At 68.6% G+C, this 20,348-nt stretch carries 19 protein-coding genes, 1 tRNA gene and 4 pseudogenes; 7 read left to right on the top strand and 17 right to left on the bottom strand.

Annotation, left to right across the window (positions count from 1 at the left end; translation table 11 throughout):
- Nucleotides 1-113: 113 nt before the first annotated feature.
- On the bottom strand, nucleotides 114-746 hold the full coding sequence (locus ABD810_RS03175) for a hypothetical protein (RefSeq protein WP_344933929.1): 633 nt from the start codon (nucleotides 744-746) through the stop codon (nucleotides 114-116).
- Nucleotides 747-980: 234 nt separating this feature from the next.
- The gene (locus ABD810_RS03170) at nucleotides 981-2,279 is read right to left on the bottom strand and encodes a M20/M25/M40 family metallo-hydrolase (protein WP_344933927.1); all 1,299 of its coding nucleotides are present in this window, start codon (nucleotides 2,277-2,279) and stop codon (nucleotides 981-983) included.
- 243 nt (nucleotides 2,280-2,522) lie between these two features.
- Between ABD810_RS03170 and ABD810_RS03165 the strand changes: the two genes are divergently transcribed.
- Nucleotides 2,523-2,611, top strand: a tRNA-Leu gene (locus tag ABD810_RS03165).
- 159 nt (nucleotides 2,612-2,770) lie between these two features.
- Here the strand turns inward: ABD810_RS03165 and ABD810_RS03160 are convergent.
- The 6 genes and pseudogenes from ABD810_RS03160 to ABD810_RS03140 all read right to left on the bottom strand — a co-directional run.
- On the bottom strand, nucleotides 2,771-4,027 hold the full coding sequence (locus tag ABD810_RS03160; protein WP_344933925.1) for a recombinase family protein: 1,257 nt from the start codon (nucleotides 4,025-4,027) through the stop codon (nucleotides 2,771-2,773).
- Between the two features lie 63 nt (nucleotides 4,028-4,090).
- Nucleotides 4,091-4,654 (bottom strand): NUDIX hydrolase, encoded by a 564-nt coding sequence (locus ABD810_RS03155; protein ID WP_344933923.1) that lies wholly within the window; start codon nucleotides 4,652-4,654, stop codon nucleotides 4,091-4,093.
- 16 nt (nucleotides 4,655-4,670) lie between these two features.
- Nucleotides 4,671-4,823, bottom strand: coding sequence for a hypothetical protein (locus ABD810_RS03150; RefSeq protein WP_344933920.1), 153 nt, complete (start codon nucleotides 4,821-4,823; stop codon nucleotides 4,671-4,673).
- Nucleotides 4,824-4,967: 144 nt separating this feature from the next.
- Complete coding sequence (locus ABD810_RS03145) at nucleotides 4,968-5,174, bottom strand: hypothetical protein (protein ID WP_344933918.1); 207 nt, start codon at nucleotides 5,172-5,174, stop codon at nucleotides 4,968-4,970.
- Nucleotides 5,175-5,343: 169 nt separating this feature from the next.
- Entirely contained in the window at nucleotides 5,344-6,165 is an 822-nt protein-coding gene (locus ABD810_RS40930; protein ID WP_425566858.1) for a helix-turn-helix domain-containing protein, read from the bottom strand.
- A gap of 160 nt (nucleotides 6,166-6,325) precedes the next feature.
- A pseudogene (locus ABD810_RS03140) lies at nucleotides 6,326-6,790 on the bottom strand (DNA glycosylase AlkZ-like family protein); the annotation flags it as partial.
- Nucleotides 6,791-6,868: 78 nt separating this feature from the next.
- On the opposite strand from ABD810_RS03140, the pseudogene ABD810_RS40925 reads away from it, so the two are divergent.
- Nucleotides 6,869-6,937: pseudogene (locus ABD810_RS40925) on the top strand (hypothetical protein); the annotation flags it as partial.
- A gap of 207 nt (nucleotides 6,938-7,144) precedes the next feature.
- Here ABD810_RS40925 and ABD810_RS03135 read toward each other — a convergent pair.
- The 3 genes from ABD810_RS03135 to ABD810_RS03125 form a co-directional block, all read right to left on the bottom strand.
- The gene (locus ABD810_RS03135) at nucleotides 7,145-7,654 is read right to left on the bottom strand and encodes a hypothetical protein (RefSeq protein ID WP_344933915.1); all 510 of its coding nucleotides are present in this window, start codon (nucleotides 7,652-7,654) and stop codon (nucleotides 7,145-7,147) included.
- Nucleotides 7,655-7,739: 85 nt separating this feature from the next.
- Nucleotides 7,740-8,288, bottom strand: a complete 549-nt coding sequence (locus ABD810_RS03130; RefSeq protein WP_344933912.1) for a hypothetical protein — start codon at nucleotides 8,286-8,288, stop codon at nucleotides 7,740-7,742.
- Between the two features lie 77 nt (nucleotides 8,289-8,365).
- Complete coding sequence (locus tag ABD810_RS03125) at nucleotides 8,366-8,803, bottom strand: hypothetical protein (RefSeq protein WP_344933910.1); 438 nt, start codon at nucleotides 8,801-8,803, stop codon at nucleotides 8,366-8,368.
- A 342-nt stretch (nucleotides 8,804-9,145) separates the two neighbouring features.
- Here ABD810_RS03125 and ABD810_RS03120 point away from each other — a divergent pair, with 342 nt between their 5' ends.
- The 4 genes and pseudogenes from ABD810_RS03120 to ABD810_RS03105 all read left to right on the top strand — a co-directional run bounded on the left by ABD810_RS03120 (nucleotide 9,146) and on the right by ABD810_RS03105 (nucleotide 14,259).
- Nucleotides 9,146-12,868 carry an nSTAND1 domain-containing NTPase gene (locus ABD810_RS03120; RefSeq protein WP_344933908.1) on the top strand — a complete coding sequence of 1,241 codons (3,723 nt, stop codon included), beginning with the start codon at nucleotides 9,146-9,148 and terminating at the stop codon, nucleotides 12,866-12,868.
- Nucleotides 12,869-12,984: 116 nt separating this feature from the next.
- Nucleotides 12,985-13,275: a hypothetical protein gene (locus ABD810_RS03115; RefSeq protein WP_344935440.1), complete on the top strand. Its 291-nt coding sequence runs from the start codon at nucleotides 12,985-12,987 to the stop codon at nucleotides 13,273-13,275.
- A gap of 37 nt (nucleotides 13,276-13,312) precedes the next feature.
- Nucleotides 13,313-13,426 (top strand): annotated as a pseudogene (locus tag ABD810_RS03110) (hypothetical protein); the annotation flags it as partial.
- 39 nt (nucleotides 13,427-13,465) lie between these two features.
- Nucleotides 13,466-14,259: pseudogene (locus ABD810_RS03105) on the top strand (ABC transporter permease).
- 29 nt (nucleotides 14,260-14,288) lie between these two features.
- Here the strand turns inward: ABD810_RS03105 and ABD810_RS03100 are convergent.
- From ABD810_RS03100 to ABD810_RS03075, 6 genes are read right to left on the bottom strand one after another with little or no spacing between them, the layout of a single operon-like run.
- Entirely contained in the window at nucleotides 14,289-15,350 is a 1,062-nt protein-coding gene (locus ABD810_RS03100) for a LysR family transcriptional regulator (protein WP_344933906.1), read from the bottom strand.
- Nucleotides 15,347-15,808, bottom strand: coding sequence for a heterodisulfide reductase-related iron-sulfur binding cluster (locus ABD810_RS03095; protein WP_344933904.1), 462 nt, complete (start codon nucleotides 15,806-15,808; stop codon nucleotides 15,347-15,349). Before ABD810_RS03095 ends, ABD810_RS03100 begins: the two co-directional genes overlap by 4 nt.
- Nucleotides 15,805-16,557, bottom strand: coding sequence for an SDR family NAD(P)-dependent oxidoreductase (locus ABD810_RS03090; protein WP_344933902.1), 753 nt, complete (start codon nucleotides 16,555-16,557; stop codon nucleotides 15,805-15,807). The genes ABD810_RS03095 and ABD810_RS03090 overlap by 4 nt, the downstream gene beginning before the upstream one ends.
- Complete coding sequence (locus tag ABD810_RS03085) at nucleotides 16,557-17,315, bottom strand: SDR family NAD(P)-dependent oxidoreductase (RefSeq protein ID WP_344933900.1); 759 nt, start codon at nucleotides 17,313-17,315, stop codon at nucleotides 16,557-16,559. The genes ABD810_RS03090 and ABD810_RS03085 overlap by 1 nt, the downstream gene beginning before the upstream one ends.
- Nucleotides 17,312-18,199, bottom strand: coding sequence for an SMP-30/gluconolactonase/LRE family protein (locus ABD810_RS03080; protein ID WP_344933898.1), 888 nt, complete (start codon nucleotides 18,197-18,199; stop codon nucleotides 17,312-17,314). Before ABD810_RS03080 ends, ABD810_RS03085 begins: the two co-directional genes overlap by 4 nt.
- Complete coding sequence (locus ABD810_RS03075) at nucleotides 18,196-19,725, bottom strand: UxaA family hydrolase (RefSeq protein ID WP_344933895.1); 1,530 nt, start codon at nucleotides 19,723-19,725, stop codon at nucleotides 18,196-18,198. Before ABD810_RS03075 ends, ABD810_RS03080 begins: the two co-directional genes overlap by 4 nt.
- A 296-nt stretch (nucleotides 19,726-20,021) precedes the next feature.
- Between ABD810_RS03075 and ABD810_RS03070 the strand changes: the two genes are divergently transcribed.
- A complete protein-coding gene (locus ABD810_RS03070; RefSeq protein WP_344935387.1) occupies nucleotides 20,022-20,315 on the top strand; it encodes a fumarylacetoacetate hydrolase family protein in 294 nt (97 codons plus the stop codon).
- Nucleotides 20,316-20,348: the final 33 nt, after the last annotated feature.

Genomic DNA, 20,348 nt, shown 5'->3' with positions numbered 1-20,348 from the left:
CGAGACTGGAGATGACATGTCACCCGCGCGGAGACGGCACTCCCGAAAAGAGATCGGCGGTGCGCTCCGCAACCGGCCGGACCGCGCAGGTCAGGACCGGGACAGAGGCGGGATCAGTCGGGAGAGAAAGAAGGGTCGTCCGCGGCAGTGCGGACGACAGGGGCCGGTGCACTCGCCGTCTCGGCGGGCGCGACCATGAGCCGCGGGTCGAAGACGGACCTCGCGACATCGCCGACACTCGGCCCGAACGGGCCGGAGCCACCACCCCGGGGCACGAACCCATTGGCCCCCGCCGAGTGATCGGCGGTGGATGGTGCGGGAAGAGCGGGCTTCGACTGGCTGGTGAGCCCGTCGACGTTCCGCCCGGCCATCGCCCCGGCATCCGCCGGGACGCTGTCGCTCACCGTGGGGAAACCGTCGGCCGGCGCCGACCCGGGAGCGACAAGAGGCGTTGTGGAGAGGAAACCATGCGCCGCCACGGTCTCCACGACCTTGACGGCCTTACCCGTCGCGACCTTGACGGCCTTACCCGTCGCGACCTTGACGGCCTTACCCGTCATGACCTTGACGGCCTTACCCGTCGTGACCGCTTTCACGGCCTTGACGACGGGCATATGAGCAGCGGGGACATCAGCGGCCGCGGCGCCCGCGAAACCGAACACCACGCCCAGGAACCAGCCGACGGCGATGAGACCGCCGATGGCCAGCAGACGACCGAACCGGGCGCCGGCCACGAACCGTGCCATCCGGCCTTCCCGCGTTTCGATCGCCTGAGCCTGATCACCTGAAGCGGTAACGGGCACGCACGGAGCGACGGCGGGCGACTCAGCCCTCCGCCGCCCTTTCGGCATGCGTGCCACGTGACCTCCCCGAACTCTCGACCAGCCCAGCATTCGCAGGGCAGGTCATGGACCAACCCCTCAACGGAAAGTTACCGTAGCAGCACCATGAGTCACGGCAACGCTTTTTCGTGGAACACGTCAGCAGTTGTCGAGGAAACGGTCAAGAACCCGTACTCCGAACTGGAGCGAATCCACCGGTACCCGCTCATCAATACCGTGGAACATCCCGGAGAAGTCCAGGTCGGCGGGCAGCTTCAGCGGCGCGAACCCGAACCCCCGGATGCCCAGGCGGCTGAACGCCTTGAGGTCCGTCCCCCCCGAAAGCGTGTAGGGCACGGCCCGGGCCCCCGGATCCTCCGCGAGCAGCGCACCGGACATGGCACGTACGAGGGAACCATCGAAGGCCGTCTCGACCGCGATGTCGTGGTAGACGAACTCCCTGGTCACGTTGGGCCCGAGCAGCTCGTCGACCGTGGCGAAGAACTCCTCCTCGTATCCCGGCAGGAACCGGCCGTCCACGTGGGCGGTCGCGGTCTGCGGGATCACGTTCGCCTTGTACCCGGCGCCGAGCATGGTCGGGTTGGCCGTGTTCCGCAGCGTGGCGCCGATCATGCGGGCCAGTGGGCCGAGCTTCGCGACCGTGGCCTCCGCGTCCTCCGCCTCCAGCTCAAGGTCGAAGGCCTCGCGGAAGAAGGCCCGCACCGTCGGCGTCAGCCGTACCGGCCAGTCGTAGCGCCCGATCCGCGCGACCGCCTCAGCGAGCTCGGTGACGGCGTTCTCCCCGTTCAGCATCGATCCGTGCCCGGCACGGCCCGCGGCGGTGAGCTTCATCCAGGCGATGCCCTTCTCGGCGGCCTCGATGAGATAGATCCGCCGGGCCTCCTCGACGGAGACGCTGAACCCGCCCACCTCGCCGATCGCCTCGGTGCACCCCTCGAAAAGGTCCTTGTGCTCGGTCGACAGCCACTGCGCACCGTAATGGCCGCCGGCCTCCTCATCGGCCGTGAACGTCAGCACGACGTCACGCGGAGGCCTCCGCCCCTCGCTGAGGCGTTGCCGGACGACCGCGAGGATCATCGCGTCCATGTTCTTCATGTCCACCGCGCCGCGACCCCATACACAGCCGTCGGCGACCTCCCCGCTCAGCGGGTGATGAGTCCAGTCCCCCGCGTTGAAGGGAACCACGTCAAGGTGCCCATGGAGCAGCAGGGCCTCCCGACTCCGGTCCGTGCCCTCGATACGGGCGACCACATTGGCCCTCCTGGCGTCGCTCTCCAGGATCCGCGGCTCCAGACCGACCTCGGCCAGCTTCCCGGCGACATACTCCGCGGCCTCCCGCTCCCCCGGGCCCGCGTTGTCCCCTGCGTTCGTCGTGTCGATACGGATCAGGTCGCGGCACAGCCCAACGACCTCGTCCTCACCCTTGAACGCGGTCATATGTGCTCCTTCGATTTCGTACAGTCTTCACGGTGAGTACCGGCTTTGGCTCAGTATGGGCTCCATGGCCGGCTCGAGCTCGGGCTGCCCGCCGGTTCCGGGGGGTCAGTACGGGCCTCGGGCCGAAAGACCGGCCAGCATGGCCTTCAAGCACCCGGGGGAATCCCGGTATGACGCACTGCCCGGAGTTTGCTAACCTAGTGCAGCCGACGCGGGGAGACGTTCCCACGTGCAGGCACCACTGTCCGGGTGGCGGAATAGGCAGACGCGCTAGCTTGAGGTGCTAGTGCCCTTTACGGGGCATGGGGGTTCAAGTCCCCCCTCGGACACCATCGATTCGCCTATAGGGTCCTGGTCGCTCACAGAGCCGACCAGGACTTTTCTTTTGCCCGGGTGGTAGGTCAGCCGCAGGCCAAGCTTGGCGTACAGGCGGGCCTTCCTGACCGGCTCGGCCTGGCCGAGCAGTTGCACCATCCCGCCGAGCGCGTGCATCATCTCGGCCAGGTCGTCCCGCATGAGCCGCCGCCGACGGGCCGGCGCCCTGCGCAGCCTCGCCTCGGCCGCGACTTTCCGGGCCTGCTCCTCACGAATCCAGCCAGCGACCACGGCCGGGTCAGCGCCGGCCTCCAGGGCAGCCCGGTGCTGGGCGAGTTTCCGATCGCATTCGGCCACCTGACGGCGAGCCGCGGCGAGCGTCTCGCTTTCGGACAGGTCAACCCGCGCAGGATGTACGGGTTGTCCGTGCGCTTGATCCGCCGGCCGGTCTGCCGGCCACCGCGTCCGGCGAGCGTCTCCTTCACCGCGGCGAAGTCCTCGGCGGTGATGATCGGCGGGTGGACGATCTCATCCGACCAGACCCACTCCTCAGCCGAGTTCCAGCGGAGCTTGGTGGTGTGGCCGAGTCCGACGTCGTCGACGTCGATGAGCACTTCGTCCTTGCGCTGCCGGTTCCAGACCTGCCGCCCGGTATAGCGGGGATTGAGGATGATCGCACGTACGGCGCTCTTGGACCACGCCACCCCGGACCGATGCCGGTTCCGGGCCGGATCGTGCGCGGCCGGGCTGGGAACCCCAGCGGCGGTCAGCCCCTCGGCGATCGCGTACAGACCACGCCCTCCGAGGAACTCCCGGAAGATCCGGGCGACGACGGGCGCGGCCACTGGGTCAAGCTCAAGGCTGTGCAGGCGCCGGCCATCGGCGGCCTTAGCCGGATTCGGGTGCGGGCCGGCGTCGGCCAGGCGGTAGCCGTACGGGGGCCGGCCGCCAAGGAACCGTCCCTCCATCTGCGCCTGGGCAGACATCGCAGTCCGTACCCGGATCTTGATCCGGTTTCGCTCGCCCTTGCTCATCCCGCCGAACACGCTCATGACGAGGTCGTGTGCCTCGTTGCCCGGGTCGATCGGCCCGCCGACCTCTGGCACCCAAAGCGGCACGCCGAAGTGCTCGAAGACCGGGAAGGTGAGCCCGTACTGGTTGCCGTAGAACGCGCGGTGCGGCTCGCCGATCACCACGGCTTCGAACCCGCGATCTGGGTTGCGCAGCTCAGCCAGCAGCGCGGCCGCGTGCGGCCGGCGCTGCCAGGGGATCGAGCGAGACTTGTCCACATCGAAGAACTCGGCGACGATCACGCCCCCGCGCGAATCGATGAGCGCACGGGAGCGGGTGAGCTGCCACCCACGAGAGGACTCGGGGTCCTGATTGTCCTCGGTGGAGACCCGACCATAGAAGGCGAAGTGGATGGTGTCCATGGCTCCTGATTCGCAGCTGCGATCTCTTCATCTACAGGTGGTGGCTAGGGGCTTGGAGCAGCATCAGCGTTGCCGATGCGGCCGGCCTCCTTCATCTCCGATGCCGTCCCGGGCGGGAAGAGCGCCAAGGCGCGGGCTCTCCAGGTACGCGTCTTTCGCGAGTCGCGCCAGGAGCACGTCGAGCACCTGGATCCGCCCTGGAAGAGTCTCGATGCCGTCCCACCAGCGGATGGCGCTGATCTCATCGTTCGGGACGAAGCCGCTGATCTCGGTATCCGGCGTCCCCGTGAAACAGGCGACGTAGATTGCCGCGTACTCCTCTCGCCGTTCGGCCCCCAGTACGAAGCGTGCGTATCCGACGAAGAACAGGTCCTCAATGTGAAGACCGGTCTCTTCGCGCAACTCCCGTACGGCCGCCTGTCGCGGCGTTTCTCCGGGATCGATCCTGCCGCCCGGCAGCTCCCAGCCCTGACGAAACCGGTCGAAGACCAGAAGCATCCGATCGTCGTGCCACAGGGCGATCAGCGCCGCAGGCAGCGGTGCATCGTCGTACATGATCCGCTCGGAGACCCGATGAAAGGCCGTCAGCGCATCGCCCGCTTCATCGACGGCAAGGGGTTCCTCCACTGGCTCTCTCCTTCGCTCAGGCCGCGTCGGGACGGCTGCTCAGCAACTCCTGATGAGCTTCCAGCAGGATCTCAAGCAGCTCGGCCGCCGCGGCCGGGGTGAGCCGCGGCGCGCCCTGCGGGAGTACCACGTGCGTGCCGGCCTGGTGGCGAGAGGAGGGGGAGGTCATGATGGGCGTGCTCCTGTCCGATCGAGTTGGGCGGTGGGAGTACGGCCCCGGCGGTCGATGCTTGGTGGCTTGGACGCCGGGGCCGGCCGTGCTCTGCGTGGTTGCTGCGGCGCGAACTGCATGGAACGGGCTGTGGCCGACGTACTACGCGGAGGGCTGCGGTGGACTGCCCGCCTGGGATGGAGTGATCGCGGGACGCTCCGGCGGTCGTACCTCGGTGTAGATGCGAACGTTGCGGCTGGCGCCTCGGCAGGGGTAGGGGTCGGAGATCTCGATGACGTCGAAGGCGGTGCCGATGATCTCGGCGGCCTGGGTGACTTCATCGGGCAGGCCGATGATGCGGATCTTCATGCGGTCTCCAGGTGGGTGATGCCGCGGCGGCACAGGGCGCATCCGCCAGGGCGGGGGTCGCCGTGCGGGCAGGCGGGGGTGGTCGCCTCGATGACGGTCCGGTGTGCTGGACTCGATCGAGTCGGTGGCGGTAGTCGCGCGAGGTCGGGGAGGTCGTTGAGGCGGGCGGTCAGAACGGCGTAGGGGTTGCGCACGCCGGTGGTGTTGGCGCCGACGTGTTCGGCCAGCGCGGCCGTGTGCCAGCCGTCGGCCAGCGCGGCGGCGATGGCGGGGTGAGCCGGTCGATGTGACGGGCCGACAGTGGCCAGTTGGGGCCGAGTTCGGCGATGAAGACCTCGATCGGGTGGGCGCAGGTCTCCTCTGGACTGCCCGGCTGTGGACTGCCGGTGTCCGGCTGGCCTCCGCCGCCGCCCTCGGGCCACCGGATCGGCGGCCGGCCGGTCTGAGCGGACCGGGCAGGGGTCGTGTCACCGCTCCCGCGCCTCCGCCTTGAGATTGGTTGCTCGTGCACGGGTGGCGGTGGTGGTTCCTGGTGGTTCATTGGTGGATCGGGGGACAGCCGTGTCACCCCTCCCCTGTCACCGGTGACACCCCCGGCGGTCGCCGGTGTCACCCCGGACAAGCTGTCAGGGGTGACAAGGTGTCCGGGGTCGGCCAAGTTATCCACAGAATCCACAGGTTCGTACACAGGTTCGAAATCGCTGCGGATCGTCACCAGTGGGGTCGGTGGCACGGTTGGTGTTCGCATGATGATCGCGTAGCCGTTGGTGCCGTGCGGGCCGGCACTACGGCGGACTTTCAGATGCCCGGCGGCCGCCAGCTCGCCCAGGATCCGCCGAACGCTGCGCGGGCTGATGTTGGCTTTGCGGGCCACGGTCGCGACCGAGGGCCAGCACCCGGTGCCATCGTCCCGCGAGCAGGCGTCAGCGAGCGCGAGCAGGACCAGGCGCTGGTTACCGGAGGTGGGCGAGTACTGCCACACCCAGTTCATGACCGCGATGCTCACGAGATGCTCTGGCCTTCCATGGAGGTTCCACAGGTAGGCGGGGTGAGACGCGATCTCTACGGCGGGACCCCCGCGTGAGCCGGTCGACGGCCGAAGCGGTTCCGCCGCGCGCGGAAGCCACCGCAGCGAGGACACGCCGGACCGTTCAATGGGGAGCGGCGGTGAACTGGGTGAACCGCTCGGCGGACATGTATAGCCGGCTCGTACTCCACGGGGCGCGGACCTCGACGAGCTTGACGGCTGCGCGGTCGAGGCCGGCCAGCACCGCGGCCCGTGAGAGCCCCGACCACCAGGTGGCGTCGCGGATGCTCACGGGGCCGTATCGGTCGAGGTAGGCGCTCATCAGCTGCTCGACGGCCACGCTGGCGGGCAGGCAGGTGTCCAGGCCGGGACAAACGTCGCGGGTGAGGGCAAAGGTGCGTACCTCGCGGTTCCAGCCGCCGGCGGTGTTGAGGTAGGTCAGGGTGCCGCGTTCCCATGCCAATTTGAGGGCCAGCCGTGTCATCGGCGCAGGGATCGCCGTGGCGGCGAGCCGGGTCTCGATGTCGCGGTGGAACATCGGCACGGTCTCGTCCAGCCGGGCGCGAACGGTGAGGGCAGCCGCGCGGCGGGCTGCCGGTCTACGATACGTACCTGAAGACCGACGGTTCGCAACGCCTCCTACAACGGCTCCGTCGCGGCGAACTCGTCCACCACCTTCGGCTTCACCGCCAACGGCACCGCGGCCACCCCCACCGCCACCTGCACCAGTCCCTGACCCATCGCCAGATGAGCCGGGCCGGCGTCCGCGCCGGCGGAGCCATCGTCATCGTCACCATGACGCACCCGTGACAAGGAGGTAGTGCCAGTCGGCGGGCCTGCCACGTCAGTCCCGCTGTGGGGATTCGGGCCGGCGGGGTGGGAACCACCCCGCCGGCCCGAACCGAGCTCGGCCCCAGTCCGCTCTGACACAAGTGACCTGCGGCTACTCTCCTGCGCAGATGCTCAGCCCATACGCGTGGGCGAATGAGCGCAGCGCCGTTTCGGCTTCGTCGGAGGCCAGCGATCGCTCGACGACGGCGACGGCTTCCGCCCCGCGCCCTTCGGCCAGTTCTTCCTCCGCCTGCCCGGCCAAACTTCTCATGCGGGCAGCCAACTGGTTGGCTGGCAGGACGAATTGTCGCTGTATGGCATCACCGTCAGGTCGCGGTGGCCGCAAGGTCCCTAGCCGGGCAGCCGCCTGTGTCATCGCCGCAGCGCTCCGCCGCAGTTCGGCGACCGCCGCCCGCGGGCTGTCCGGCGGGTTCCCCTCGGTGCTCGCCGCCTGCCCGGCTTCCTGGCAGACGGCCTCCGCGGCGGCGATGTAACGGCGTTTCTCGGCCGAATGCGCATCTTCTCCGGCCGCGATGGCGCCCGAGAGCCAGAGGGCCAGTACGGCTGCCGCCCCGGTAAGAAGGGTCATCCCGGTCAGAATGGGTCTGGAGGCAAGGGACATGACTTCTCCGGCGGGGTTGTGCTCCGCCTCCGGTGTGACCTGTCACGCCATACCGGAGGACGGAGAGGTCGTGCAGCGGGGTTGGTCAGCAACTGATGCGTCGCTGCCCGGAGTGAATCTGGTACACCCACTTACCTACGCGATTGGCGGTGGTGTTCCGGTAGAGCTGGCTGCCGCCGGAACACTTCCAGCTCAGGTTGTGGGTGACGGTATAGGCCGCCCGGCCGTTCTTGCGGGTGATCTTGCGTGCCTTGGCACGCCAGATGCCGAGCCCTCGATACTGCGACAGGTGGGTTTCGACTGCCCGGATGCCCCACATGTCAGCCCGGCCGCAGTGCACGACCGAGGAGACATGGATGTACTGTCCGCTTTTCCACGGTGCCGCCTGGCGTACGTAGCCTCCCGATCCTCTGGCCTGGCCGCAGTACCGGCTGGGGATGGTTCTCGCGACATTCGCGGTGGTCAAGCTGTCCGCGGACATGGCGGGCTTGCGTAGCGCCGACGGCTCGGCCTCGGCGTAGCCGGGGGCGCTCAGCGTGACGGCGGCGGCGGTCATAACAGCAGGAATGATCATCACTCGCCGGGCTGTGGACATCCGTCCCTTCACTACCCCGGAAATCGTCGTGCTCTCCATGTAGATTCCTTTCTATTGCTGTGGATGCGAAGGATGCGCTTGGTGCGAATTGAGGTGCGCAGAGGCCCCGCGACAGGTCACGAGCACTTGATGTCGGTGATCACGACCCGCTGCCCATTGCGTACTTTGTGCCAGCCGGCGCCGTAGTTGCGGACCCAGGCCTTCTTGACCTTGCACCGTGGGCCGACCCAGAATCCGTCGACGTCTTTGACCCCGACGTGGGAACCGTTCTGTCCCGGCCTGAGCGAAAACCACGTGCGCCGATCCTTCCGCTTTCCCCAGTCGTCCGTGATCAGGAGGTTGTACCGGTTGTCGCGGTTGTAGACGTAGCCGCACAGGGGCCGTGTGCAATTCCTGTCAGCGGCCGTACGGGCGCGGCTTTCGGCGTTCCGGAGTGCCGAGTCGCTCTGGAGCGTCCGGTCCGTCGATGAGTGTGCGATGGCGGGTGCGGTAGGCGCGACCAGTCCTAGAACGACGAAGGTCGCGCAGATCCAAGGCCGGCTTGCTTTGTTCACGTCTGTCCCTCCTACCTGCGTAAAGTTGTCCCCGATGCCGATCCGACCTGCCCGCTGGTTTTCGGCGGTCCGTTTCTGTGGTTAGTTCTCGGCTCTTTAATTCGTTACCGGTGTTTGTCGAGGCAATCGGCCGGCGTTGTTCGCCGATGGGGTATATCTAGCGTTCGGTTGTTGTTCACGGTCGACGGGTGGAGCCTGAACAACAACTGGTGAACAATCCCCGTCTCGGCAACCGTCGATATAGCAGGACAAGCGGCCCGGAGATCGATAAGCGCGAGGTCGACAGGGGGTGGGATGATGCCCAGGCCAGAACGACCGCTGGGGCCGGGCGACGAGGGGGTCGTGGAATTCGCGGCGGACCTGCGGCGATTACGGGAGAAGGCTGGTTCTCCGACATATCGGGATCTGGGACGACAGGCGCACTACTCTGCGGCGGCGCTCTCGGAGGCGGCCGGTGGACGGAAACTTCCCAGCCTTGCGGTGGCTCTTGCGTACGTGCGAGCGTGTGGCGGAGACGACGTCGAGTGGGAGCGGCGCTGGCATGAGGTCGCCGCCAAGGTGGCGCTGGCGGAGACGCCCCCCGCGGGGAGGGAAGACACCGAGGCCGGGTCGCCCTACGTCGGTCTGGCCGCGTTTGAACTCGACGATGCCGAGCGGTTCTTCGGCCGGGAACGGCTGGTCGAAGAGTTGCTCACGCGAATGTCCGAGCGGCGGTTCCTCGCGGTATTCGGTCCCTCTGGCGTGGGAAAGTCCTCGGTGCTGCGCGCGGGGATGGTCGCCAGAATCCAGGCCGGCGCGCAGGAAACGGGGGAGCTTTGGCCGACGGTCGTGTTCACCCCGGGACCACGTCCGTTGGAGGAGTGCGCCATCCAGCTTGCGGCCGTGACGGGGCGGACGGCTGGGCGGCTGTACGCCGATCTGGTCGCTGATCCGCGGAATCTCCATCTCGGCATCCGGGAGGCTCTGGCCGGGCGGCAGCCTCCTGGTGATCTGGTGCTGGTGGTGGATCAGTTCGAGGAGGTCTTCACCCTCTGCCAGGACCAACGCGAGAGGGCCAAGTTCATCACGGCGCTGATGGAGGCCGCTCAGGCCGAGAACAGCCGGTCGCGGGTAGTGCTCGGAGTACGAGCGGATTTCTACAAACACTGTTCCGATCACCCGGACCTGGCCGCCGCTCTGAGCGACTCCCAGGTTCTGGTCGGGCCCATGAGCGCCGATGAGCTGCGCCGTGCGATCACGCAGCCCGCGTACCGTGCGAACTGCACCGTGGAAGGCTCACTGCTGACGGAGCTCGTGGCTGACGCCGTGGGCCAGTCCGGCGCCCTGCCCCTGGTTTCTCACGCCCTGCTGGAGACGTGGCGGCGTCGGCGCGGAAACACCCTCACCCTGGCGGGATATCACGCCGCCGGGGGGATCCGGGGTGCGTTGGCGCAAACCGCCGAGACCGTGTACAAAGGCCTCACGCGAGGTCAGCAGCACCAGGCGCACGGTCTGTTCCTCCGGCTGACCGCGCTGGGTGAGGGCACCGAGGACACCAGGCGCCGCGTCGCTCCCACCGAACTCGACGTTGACGATCCCGACCTCACCGCCGCGCTCGACAAGCTGGCCAAGGCCCGGCTTCTGACGGTGGGCGATGACACCGTGGAGATCGCGCACGAGGCGCTGATCGGCGCCTGGCCTCGCCTGCGCATGTGGCTCACCGCCGACCGCGAAGACCTGCGGACGCACCGCCAGCTCACAGAGGCCACCCAGACCTGGGCGTCGCTCGATCACGACCCTGGGGCCTTGTACCGGGGTGCGAGCCTGGCGCTGGCACAGGAATGGGCGGCGCGAGACACACACCTGGACAGGCTCAACTCGTTCGAGCGGAGGTTCCTGGACGCGAGCATCACCGCCGAGGCGGCCGAGAAGCAGGCCGCAGCCCGCCGCCATCGGCAACTGCGGTACCTCACCACCGGCCTGGCCTTCTTGGTCCTCGTCACCACCAGCGTCGGGGTCATGTCCGTCCAGCAGCGTCAGGAGGCAGAGGAGGCGGGCCGCATCGCGCTCTCCCGCCAACTCGCGGCTCAGGCTCTCGCGCTGCTCGACTCCCGCCCCGGCACAGCGATGCTGCTCAGCGTGGAGGCCTTCCACATCGCGCCCTCGGCCGAGGCCCGCAGCGCCTTGCTCAGCATGTCCGCACACCAGGCGTACCGAACGGAGCTCACCGGCCACACCGACGCGATCTCTGAGGTTGCCTTCAGTCCGGATGGACGCACCATGGCCACCCCCGGCAAGGACAAGACCGTGATGCTGTGGGACGCATCACGTCGTACAAATCTGGCCACCCTCACGGGCCACGCGACCTGGCTCAGAGCGCTCGCCTTCAACCTGGACGGGAGCACCCTCGCGACCGGAGGGGACGACCACAAAGTCGTGTTGTGGGACGTGGCACGGCGCAAGCCCCTGGCCACGCTCACGGGCCACACCGCGGCCGTCAATGACGTGGCCTTCAGCCCGGACAGGCGCACCCTCGCCTCTGTCGGCGCCGACAAGACCGTGATCCTTTGGGACGTGGCGCGGCGGGCGCGCCTCGCCACGCTCACCGGCCACGCCGGTTTCGTGCAAACGGTGGCGTTCAGCCCTGACGGACGCACCGTGGTCACCGGCGGGGCCGACCACGCCATAAACCTGTGGGATCCGGCTACGGGCAAGCTGCTGACCACCCTCTCCGGGCACACCCAATCGGTTGACGACGTCGCCTTCAGCCCCGATGGGCGCACCCTGGCCTCAGCCAGCCCTGATCAGACCGTGGTCCTCTGGGACGTTCGGCGGCGGACGCGCCTCGCCACACTGACCGGCCACACCGGAGAGGCCAGAACGGTCGCCTTCAGCCCCGATGGCCGAACTCTCGCCACCGCCGGCCATGACCGGACAGTGATCCTTTGGGACGTGGCTCGCCGCAGGCGCCTCGCCACGCTCCACGGCCACACCGACAGTATTTACGCGGTCGCCTTCCAGCCGCGCGGTCTCACGCTCGCCTCAGCCGGAGAGGATTCGAGAGTCATCTTGTGGGACCCCACACGGCTGTCCCTTGTCGGCCATACCGACTGGGTCAACGACGTCGCCTTCAGCCCCGACGGGCGCAGTCTCGCCACAGCCGGCGCGGACGAGACGGTCATCCTCTGGGGGGTCGAAGGCCGCACCCGGCTGGCCACGTTCACCGGCCGGGCAGGGCCGGTCAACGCCGTGGCGTTCAGCCCCGACGGCCGTACCCTGGCATCCGTCACGGGCACAGCCCAACACCAGGGTGGTACTCGCGACTACTACCTCAATATCTGGAACGCCACGGGTGGCGCATCCCCGGTCAAGCTCACCGGGCACAGCGATATGATCCGCAATGTCGTTTTCAGCCCGGACGGGCGTATCCTCGCCACCGCGAGTAGCGATCGAAGGGTGATCCTTTGGGACGTCGCCCGTCGGACCCGCCTGGCCACCCTGACACACGAGTACGCGCTCAACAGCGCCGATTTCAGCCCGGACGGGCGCATCCTCGCCGTCGGCGGCCACCATCACACCGTGGTGTTGTGGGACGTGGCGAACCGCACCCGCGTAGGCACCCTCGCCCACAGCGAAATGGTCTCCTCGGTCGGCTTCAGCCCGGATGGCCGCACCCTTGCGTTCGCGGACAAGAACGACTCCGTCATCCTCTGGGACGTCGCACGTCGGACCCGCCTGGCCACGCTCACCGACAACGAAGGACCGGTGACCACCCTGGGGTTCAGCCCGGATGGTCGCGTCCTCGCGACCGCGGGGGGTCGAACGGTCAGGCTGTGGGATCCCGCCACCGGTGAACGGCTCGCCACCCTGACCGGCCAGACCGGGCCGATCAGGGCCGTGGAGGTCAGTCCGGATGGACGCACCCTCGCCTCCGCCGGCGAGGACCAGACGGTGATCCTCTGGAACATCGACACCCGCCGAACGGCGGCACATATCTGTGCCGCCCTCGCCCGCGACCTCAGCCAGGACGAGTGGAATCAATTCCTCCCGGATGTCCCCTACAGAAAGACCTGTAGTACGGCCTGATTTCTGACCCGGAAGCGGCACACCAGCAGGGTGACACCAACCGTCCGCTCCTGGAGCCCGCCCAGCGCACACGGATGACCACGGGGTCACATGAGCCGGGCGTAGAGATCGCGAGTGTGGAGGATGGCGATGGTGGCTGTCCGAGCCAAGCCGCCGCGCTCCTCGACGACCTGCGACACGACCTCGAAGCCCAAGAGGCAGCCCGCGACACACTCCTCGCCCAAGCCGGAGAACAACAGCAACTCCTCGCCATCGACCACGTGCAAGCCGAGAAGATACGGCAAGTCCTCCTCAGCGAAACCAGAGCCACCACCCAAGCCCAGAACCGTCAACAGTGGATGTTCTTCGCCCTCGGCGTGCTCACCTCAATCCCCATCGGCGTCGCCATCAACCTGCTCGTCCACTGACCCGAGGCCACCCCCGCGCAGAGGAACGGTCTTCGACAACCTCCGGCACTGGCTGGTCGGCCTGCAGGTCGCACTGGCAACGCTGATGTTCACCATCGGCGGCCTGCGCTACCTGGTCGCGGGCGGAGACCCAGGGGAGATCCAGAAGGCCAAGGCCGCATTCAACCGCCGCCCTCGGCTACACCACCTGATGAGCACCCTGTCCCTCGCCATGCGCGACAACTCCACCATGATGCGGCGCCAGCTCAAGCGCCTGATCCGCTACCCGTCCATGACCGTGCAGCTGGTCGCCACTCCCGTCATCATCCTGATCGTGTTCGTCTGGGTGTTCGGCGGCACCCTGGGCAAAGGACTCGGCGGCGGCGGCCGCGACGCCTACGTCAACTACGTCGTCCCCGGCATCCAGCTCATGGCGGTGGCCACCGCCGCGACCGGGACCGCCGTCATGGTCGCCACCGACATGACCGAAGGCATCATCGCCCGCTTCCGCACCATGCGAATCTCCCGAGCCTCGGTCCTGACCGGCCACGTCGTCGGCAGCGTCATCCAGCAGTTCCTCGGCATGGCCGCCGTCATCGGCATCACCTTCGCGCTCGGCTTCCGCCCCAACCTCGGCTTCCGCCCCAACGCCACCGCCGTCGAATGGCTGGCCACCGCCGGCCTGCTCACCCTGTTCGTCGTGGCCGTCACCTGCTCGCGGTCGCCCTCGGCATGAAGTCCCCGACCCGCGAGGCCGCCAGCAACCCCCCCATGCCCCTGATCCTGCTGCCCTTTCTCGGCAGCGGTTTCGTCCCCACCGACTCCATGCCCACCGTCCTGCGCTGGTTCGCCGAATACCAGCCCTTCACCCCGGTCATGGAAACCGTCCGCGGCCTGCTCCTCGGCACCCCGATCGGCAACAGCGGCGCCATCGCCACCGCCTGGTGCGCCGGCATCGCCGTCGTCTCCTACCTCTGGGCCAAGAACCTCTTCAACAAGGCCTGACCGTGAACCGCCCGAACCGGGCCGCCCACTCAACGGGCCTGGCGGCCCGTTCGCATGACACCCGCCGAACCGGGAGTACCCGGAGTTGGGATGGCCTGTACGCCGGGGGGGAGCTGGGCGCGTTCCTGGGCGTCGAGGAATGCCTTGACCGCTGCGGCGTCCGAGCGGCGTCGGGTCCAGAAGAGGGCGACTTCCCTGCGGGCGGTGGGGGAATCTATGGTGCGGATCGCGAGGCCTTCGGTGCTGGTGGTCTCCAGGGCGAGACGGTTGACGACGCCGATGCCGAAGGCGGAGCGGACCAGTGCGACCAGGGTCGCCGGCTGGTCGGTGAGGTAGGCGATGTCGGCTCGTCCCGCCTCGTCCCCGAGGGTGTTGCGCAGGTCGAACCCGCCGCCGTCGTCCTCGCTGCCGGCCGGATTGCCGATCAGTGGCCGCTGCAGGATGTCGTCGACGCTGACCGAGGTCTTCTGGGTGAGGGGGTCCTGCTCGCGCATCACGGCGACGATGTCCTCGCGCCAGATGGTTCGATGGCAGAGCGTGGTCTCGTGCATCTTCGGGAGCAGCGGCCGGAACGCGAGGTCGACGGCCCCGCTGACGACCATCTCCTCCAGTGTCGAGGCCGTTCCCTCGTGGAGCTCGATCGTGATGCCCGGGTATTTCGACGTCAGCTCCCGCAACACCGTGGGAAGGTACGTCGAGCTGACGCTCGGGTAGCTGCCGAGCTTGATGTGCGCGACGAAGTTGTCGAGCGTGCTGCGGGCGGCTTCGATGCCGCGCTGGAGTTCAAGGAGGGCGTTCAGGGCGTGTCCGCGGAACAGCTCGCCCGCCTCGGTCATGCAGATGGGGCGTGCCTTGCGATCGAAGAGGGTCACTCCGAGGGCATGTTCCAGGGCCGCGACGTGGGCGCTGACGCGCGACTGCGACAGGTGCAGGCCGAGGGTGGCGGCGCCGAATCCGCCTTTGTCCGCCACCGCGAGGAAACTGCGCAGCCAGGCGGTCTGCAGCGACATGGCGTCCCGCGGATCGCGTGGGGCGAGGTCGGCGATCTCGTCGGCGGGGCGGTCGTCCGAAGGGCCCGGCGAGCCGTTCATCCGTCCGCCGTCGCCGTCTGAGCCATGGCGACGAGCTCCGCCAGATGGAGCACTCGCGTTCCCAGCCGAGCGCGGCGCACCGCCGCGATCAGTTGACGCTGGCACCCCGGGTTCACCACAACCAGGAAATCTAGATTAAGTGCGGCCAGTTCCGCCATCTTCGCAGCCAGGACCCGCCGGCTGTCGCGGCGCCTGAGGAGGGCATACGTACCGGCCGCGCCACAGCAGTCGGACGCGCCGGGCACCTCGACGTGGTCACCGAGCGCACTGATCACCTGGCGGGGCGGCACCTCCTCGGTACCGCCGGGCCTGACGACCGCCGCCGGCACGCCGGTGAAGCCGAACGTGGCGTCCGTCCGGTACGGCACCAGGGCGGCCGGGCGGACCTTGACGTTCTGCGCACCGACGATCCTGCCCAGGTCGGCGGAGATCGCCCGGGCGGCGGTCAGCGTCCTCATGCCGCCGTCATCCCTCCGTCGAGGACGAGTGCGGCCCCGTTGACGAACCTGCCTTCGGGCCCCGCGAGGAAGGCGACCATGGCCGCGATCTCGTCCGGCGCGCCCATGCGCCCGTCCAACTGCCGCGCCGCCATCGCGGCTCGGGCCGCCACCGGATCCGCCGCGTTCGCGAGGATCTTCCCGATCCACTCGGTCTCCACGGTTCCGGGGCAGATCGCCACACAGCGGATTCCTTCGCGTGCGTGGTCGACGGCGACCGCCCGGGTGAGGCCGACCAGCCCGGCCTTGGACGCGCAGTACGCCGCCCGGCGCGCCAGCCCCACCTGACCGCCGACGGAGGCGATGTTGACGATCACGCCGCTGCCGCGGTCGAGCATCAGCGGCAGGGTCGCCCGGATGGTGAGGAACGGCCCGGTGAGGTTCACCGCCATGACGCGGTTCCAGTCGGCGTCACTCGTCTCCAGGACGTTCGCGGACAGGCCGATCCCGGCCACGTTCACCAGCACTTCCGGGGCGCCGACGGTGACGGCGATCTCCCGGGTCACCGACCCCACGGCCAGCGGGTCGCACAGGTCGACGGTGAAAGGGTGTGCCAGGCCACCGGCCCGCTGGATCAGGGCGCCCGTCTCGACGAGACCGGTGACGTCGAGATCCATCATCGCGACCTCGTAGCCCTCGCGGGCCAGGCGCAGAGCGGTGGCGCGGCCGATACCGGAGGCCGCGCCCGTCACCACGGCGACGGTGCCCATCAGTACGCCGTTCCGGGCAGCGAACCGTCCATGGCGTATCCGCCGTCGACGTCCAGGCAGGCGCCCGTGGTGTAGCACGCCTCTTCTGACGCGAGGTAGACGATGGCGGCCGCCACCCACTCGGGTGGCGCGATCTTCCCCAGCGGGATCTTCGCGGTCAGAGAGCTGACGATCTCGGGGGTGTAGATGGGCTCGCTCATCTTGGTCCGGGTGGCGCCCGGCCGTACGCAGTTCACGGTGATGCCGTGGGGGGCCAGCTCCGATGCCATCGTGCGGGTCATCGCCTCGAGCCCGCCTTTGGTCGCCGTGTACGGCGCGGCGTTCGGCTCGGAGACCACGGCGTGGACCGAGGAGACGTTGACGATGCGGCCGGGCGTGCCGTGGTCGACCATGATGCGAGCGACGGCCTGGCACAGGAAGAAGACCCCTGTCAGGTTCACCGCGACGACGCGATCCCAGTCGGCCCGTGAGACCTGAAGGAAGGGTGCGATACGCAGGATTCCGGCGACGTTGGCCAGCACGTCGACCTGCTGGAACTCCCCGCGCAGGTACTTTTCCAGCGACTGCGCCGCGTCCAGGTCCGCGACGTCCAGGTCGAGCGGGCGAAGGCGTCCCTTGTCGTGGTCCGGCCACGGCCTGGTGTGCTTCAGGTCGACCGCCACCACCGTGGCTCCCTCGCGCAGGAGCCGGACCGCCGTCGCCCGGCCGATGCCGGAGTCGGCGCCGGTGACGACGGCGACCTTCTCGCCGAATCTCATGCGATGACCTCTCGTGCGAAGCGGAAGGGGGTCGACGGCCGTCCCGGGGTGTCGACGTCATGCCGCAGTACCGCCCCTGCCGGCGGCCGCATGTCCAGCTGGGAGGAGGTGAGGCCGATGGACGCCGAGGTGATGTACATCGTCTGGAGCCGCGGCCCGCCGAAGGCGATGCTCGTCGGACGGATGACCGGAACCCCCACCCGCTCGGCCACGGCGCCGCCGGAGGTGAAGCGGGTCACGTGGGCTCCGTCCCAGAAGGCGCACCAGACGTCACCCGCGGCGTCGACGCGGAGCCCGTCGGGGATGCCGGGGAGCGCCGAGGTGTCCGCGAAGACCTGACGAGCCGTCGCCTCCCCTGACTCGACGTCGAAGGCGTACCGGTAGATCACGTCGTCGCGGGAGTCGACGAAGTACATCCACCGCCCGTCCGGCGACCAGTCGATGCCGTTGGGGCAGTAGAAGCCCTCGTCCACGACGGTGTAGGCGCCGTCGGCGTCCAATCGGTAGAGCCGGCCCTCGCGCCGCGTCTCGCCGTCCTCCAGCGAACCGGTCCAGAACCGCCCGGCGGGGTCGACCGACCCGTCGTTGAACCGGCAGGCCGGGCGGTCCGCCTCGGGGTCGGCCAGGAACGCGCGGTCGCCGGTACGGACGTCCAGGAGATGCCAGCCGGTACGCATGGCGGCGACGAGCACATGCGGATCGTCGGTGAGGCCGAGGCAGCCGACCTGGGCCCCGACGTGGATCCTGGCCGGACGCTCGGCGTCGGCGGCCTGGGTGTAGACGGTTCCTTCGACGATGTCCACCCAGTGCAGGGCGTCGATCCGCGCGTCCCACAGCGGCCCCTCGCCCAAGGTGGCCCGGCCGTCCCAGAAAACCGACGTCATACTACGGCTCCCATCCGCCACGGCACGATCTCCTCGGTGCCGAAGCCGAGCGCCTCGGACTTGCTCGGCGTACCCGACGCCATGTCGACCAGGGCCTCGAACAGCAGGATTCCATAACGGATCTGGTCTTCCCGCGACATCGCCGGGCCCGCGTCGAAGTCCATGTCGGCGCGCATGTGCTCGTACAACCGGGTCGTCGTGGTGATCTTGAGACAGGGAGTCGGGCGTGACCCGAAGACCGATCCCCGGCCGGTCGTGAACGCCAGCAGGTTGGCCCCGCCGGCGACCATGCCGGTCGCCGACACCGGGTCGTACCCGGGGGTGTCCATGAAGGTCAGCCCCGGGGCGATGACCGGGGCGGCGTAGGCGACCACGTCGTTGAGCGGGCTCGTCCCGCCCTTCAGGACCGCACCGAGCGACTTCTCCCAGATCGTCGTGATGCCACCGTCCCGGTTGCCCCTGGACGGGTTGTTGTCCAGCTCCGCGTCATTGCTCGCCGTATAGGCCTGCCACCAGGCGATCAGCTCGTCGACGCGGCGGGCGGCCTCGGGCGCGGCGGCCCGCGTGCGCAGCATGTGCTCGGCACCGTAGATCTCGGGAGTCTCACCGAGGACGACCCGGCCACCGGCGGCCACCAGCAGATCGGCGGCCACGCCCAATGTCGGATTGGCCGTCAGCCCGGAGTAGGCGTCGCTGCCGCCGCACTGCAATCCCAGTATCAGTTCGCCGACCGGAATGGGCTCACGCCGCAGGCCGGCGAGCCGCGACGCCATCGCCGAGATGGACTCCAAGGCGGCGTTGACGGTGGCGGCCGTACCGCCCAGGTCCTGGATGGAGAGGGTCTCGACGGCCAGGCCGCCGCCGAAGATGTTCTCCGGCTGGTTGATCTCGCAGCCCAGACTGACCATCACGACACCGGCGATGTTCGCGTGCCCGGCATACCCGCGCAGGGTGCGGCGCAGGATGTCGTCGCCTGCGGTGCCCTCGGCCATACCGCAGCCCAACTCGTGGGTGAGGGCGATGACCCCGTCCAAACCGGGCACCTTGACCTGGGCGTTCGCGGCATGTGCCACCATGCGGGCCACCGTCGAGGAGCAGTTCACCGTCGGGAGCACGGCCAGGTAGTTGCGGGTCGCGGCCCGGCCGTCAGGTCTGCGGTAGCCGAGGAAATGGTCGCGCGTCGGGACGGCCGGCGCGGACCACGGCGACGGCGTGGAGGGGACCGTCGCGAGGCCGAGGCTCTGCGGCCCGACCCCGAGGTTGTGCGTGTGAACGTGGGCGCCGGGCGGGATGTCGCGCAGCGCGATGCCGATGACCTCGCCGTACTTGCGGACGGCCGCGTCCTTGGCGACGGCGCGCACGGCGACCTTGTGGCCCTCCGGGATGTCGTCGACCGCGGCGACGACGCCATCGGCCACCCGCACGAGCGTCCCGCGGCCGAGGTGCTCACGGGCAAGGCCCACGTCGTCCACGCCCTCCAGCGGAACCAAAGGGACGGCGACGTCGGCCGGCATCGACGCGGTCATCCAAGATCCAGCCAATGCGCGAACATGCCGGACCGGTATTCCTGAAATCGTTCGAGTTCAGATTCAGAGGGTGTCACGCAAGTCACCCTAGATCCCGGGGCGACGCCGGACGAAGCGCGAGTAACAGAACGACGTCATCCGTCCCACGAATAGTCGCAGGCCGGAGCCGGAATCCGAATGACGCACATTCGGATGACGGTCTCATTGCTCCGAATACCTGAGGCTAGTCTGTCGAAACAATCAAGCAGGGTCCGAGAGAGGCGGGAACATGAAATTCGCGCGGCACGGCCGGCCCGATCCTCACCGCCGACGAGGTCCCCGACCCGCAGAAGCTGAGCCTGCGGCTCTGGGTCAACGGGCACCTGAGCCAGGACGGCACCACCGCGGACATGATCTTCGACGTGGCTCACCTGATCTGGTACGTCAGCCAGTTCATGGTCCTCAACCCCGGCGACGTCATCAACACCGGCACGCCCGCGGGTGTCGCCCTCGGCAGCCAGGACCGGCCCTACCTGCGCGCCGGGGACGTGGTCGAGCTTGAGATCGACCACCTGGGACGCCAGCGCCAGAATTTCCGGGCCACACCCTGAACCTGAGGGGGCCGGTCGCGGACCTCGATCCGA

Source organism: Sphaerisporangium flaviroseum, assembly GCF_039537005.1.
Lineage (GTDB): Bacteria > Actinomycetota > Actinomycetes > Streptosporangiales > Streptosporangiaceae > Sphaerisporangium > Sphaerisporangium flaviroseum.
The sequence above is the reverse complement of the archived record's forward strand: the minus strand, read 5'-3'. Positions and strand labels throughout refer to the sequence as shown.

Bases quoted from the DNA above. Each gene is read 5' to 3' on its own strand.
- ABD810_RS03175 (WP_344933929.1), bottom strand. From the start codon at position 746: ATGGCACGGTTCGTGGCCGGCGCCCGGTTCGGTCGTCTGCTGGCCATC.
- ABD810_RS40930 (WP_425566858.1), bottom strand. From the start codon at position 6,165: ATGAACTGGGTGTGGCAGTACTCGCCCACCTCCGGTAACCAGCGCCTG.
- ABD810_RS03130 (WP_344933912.1), bottom strand. From the start codon at position 8,288: ATGGAGAGCACGACGATTTCCGGGGTAGTGAAGGGACGGATGTCCACA.
- ABD810_RS03085 (WP_344933900.1), bottom strand. From the start codon at position 17,315: ATGAGATTCGGCGAGAAGGTCGCCGTCGTCACCGGCGCCGACTCCGGC.
- ABD810_RS03160 (WP_344933925.1), bottom strand. From the start codon at position 4,027: ATGGACACCATCCACTTCGCCTTCTATGGTCGGGTCTCCACCGAGGAC.
- ABD810_RS03100 (WP_344933906.1), bottom strand. From the start codon at position 15,350: ATGAACGGCTCGCCGGGCCCTTCGGACGACCGCCCCGCCGACGAGATC.
- ABD810_RS03170 (WP_344933927.1), bottom strand. From the start codon at position 2,279: ATGACCGCGTTCAAGGGTGAGGACGAGGTCGTTGGGCTGTGCCGCGAC.
- ABD810_RS03090 (WP_344933902.1), bottom strand. From the start codon at position 16,557: ATGGGCACCGTCGCCGTGGTGACGGGCGCGGCCTCCGGTATCGGCCGC.
- ABD810_RS03080 (WP_344933898.1), bottom strand. From the start codon at position 18,199: ATGACGTCGGTTTTCTGGGACGGCCGGGCCACCTTGGGCGAGGGGCCG.
- ABD810_RS03075 (WP_344933895.1), bottom strand. From the start codon at position 19,725: ATGACCGCGTCGATGCCGGCCGACGTCGCCGTCCCTTTGGTTCCGCTG.
- ABD810_RS03135 (WP_344933915.1), bottom strand. From the start codon at position 7,654: ATGTCCCTTGCCTCCAGACCCATTCTGACCGGGATGACCCTTCTTACC.
- ABD810_RS03145 (WP_344933918.1), bottom strand. From the start codon at position 5,174: ATGAAGATCCGCATCATCGGCCTGCCCGATGAAGTCACCCAGGCCGCC.
- ABD810_RS03095 (WP_344933904.1), bottom strand. From the start codon at position 15,808: ATGAGGACGCTGACCGCCGCCCGGGCGATCTCCGCCGACCTGGGCAGG.
- ABD810_RS03150 (WP_344933920.1), bottom strand. From the start codon at position 4,823: ATGACCTCCCCCTCCTCTCGCCACCAGGCCGGCACGCACGTGGTACTC.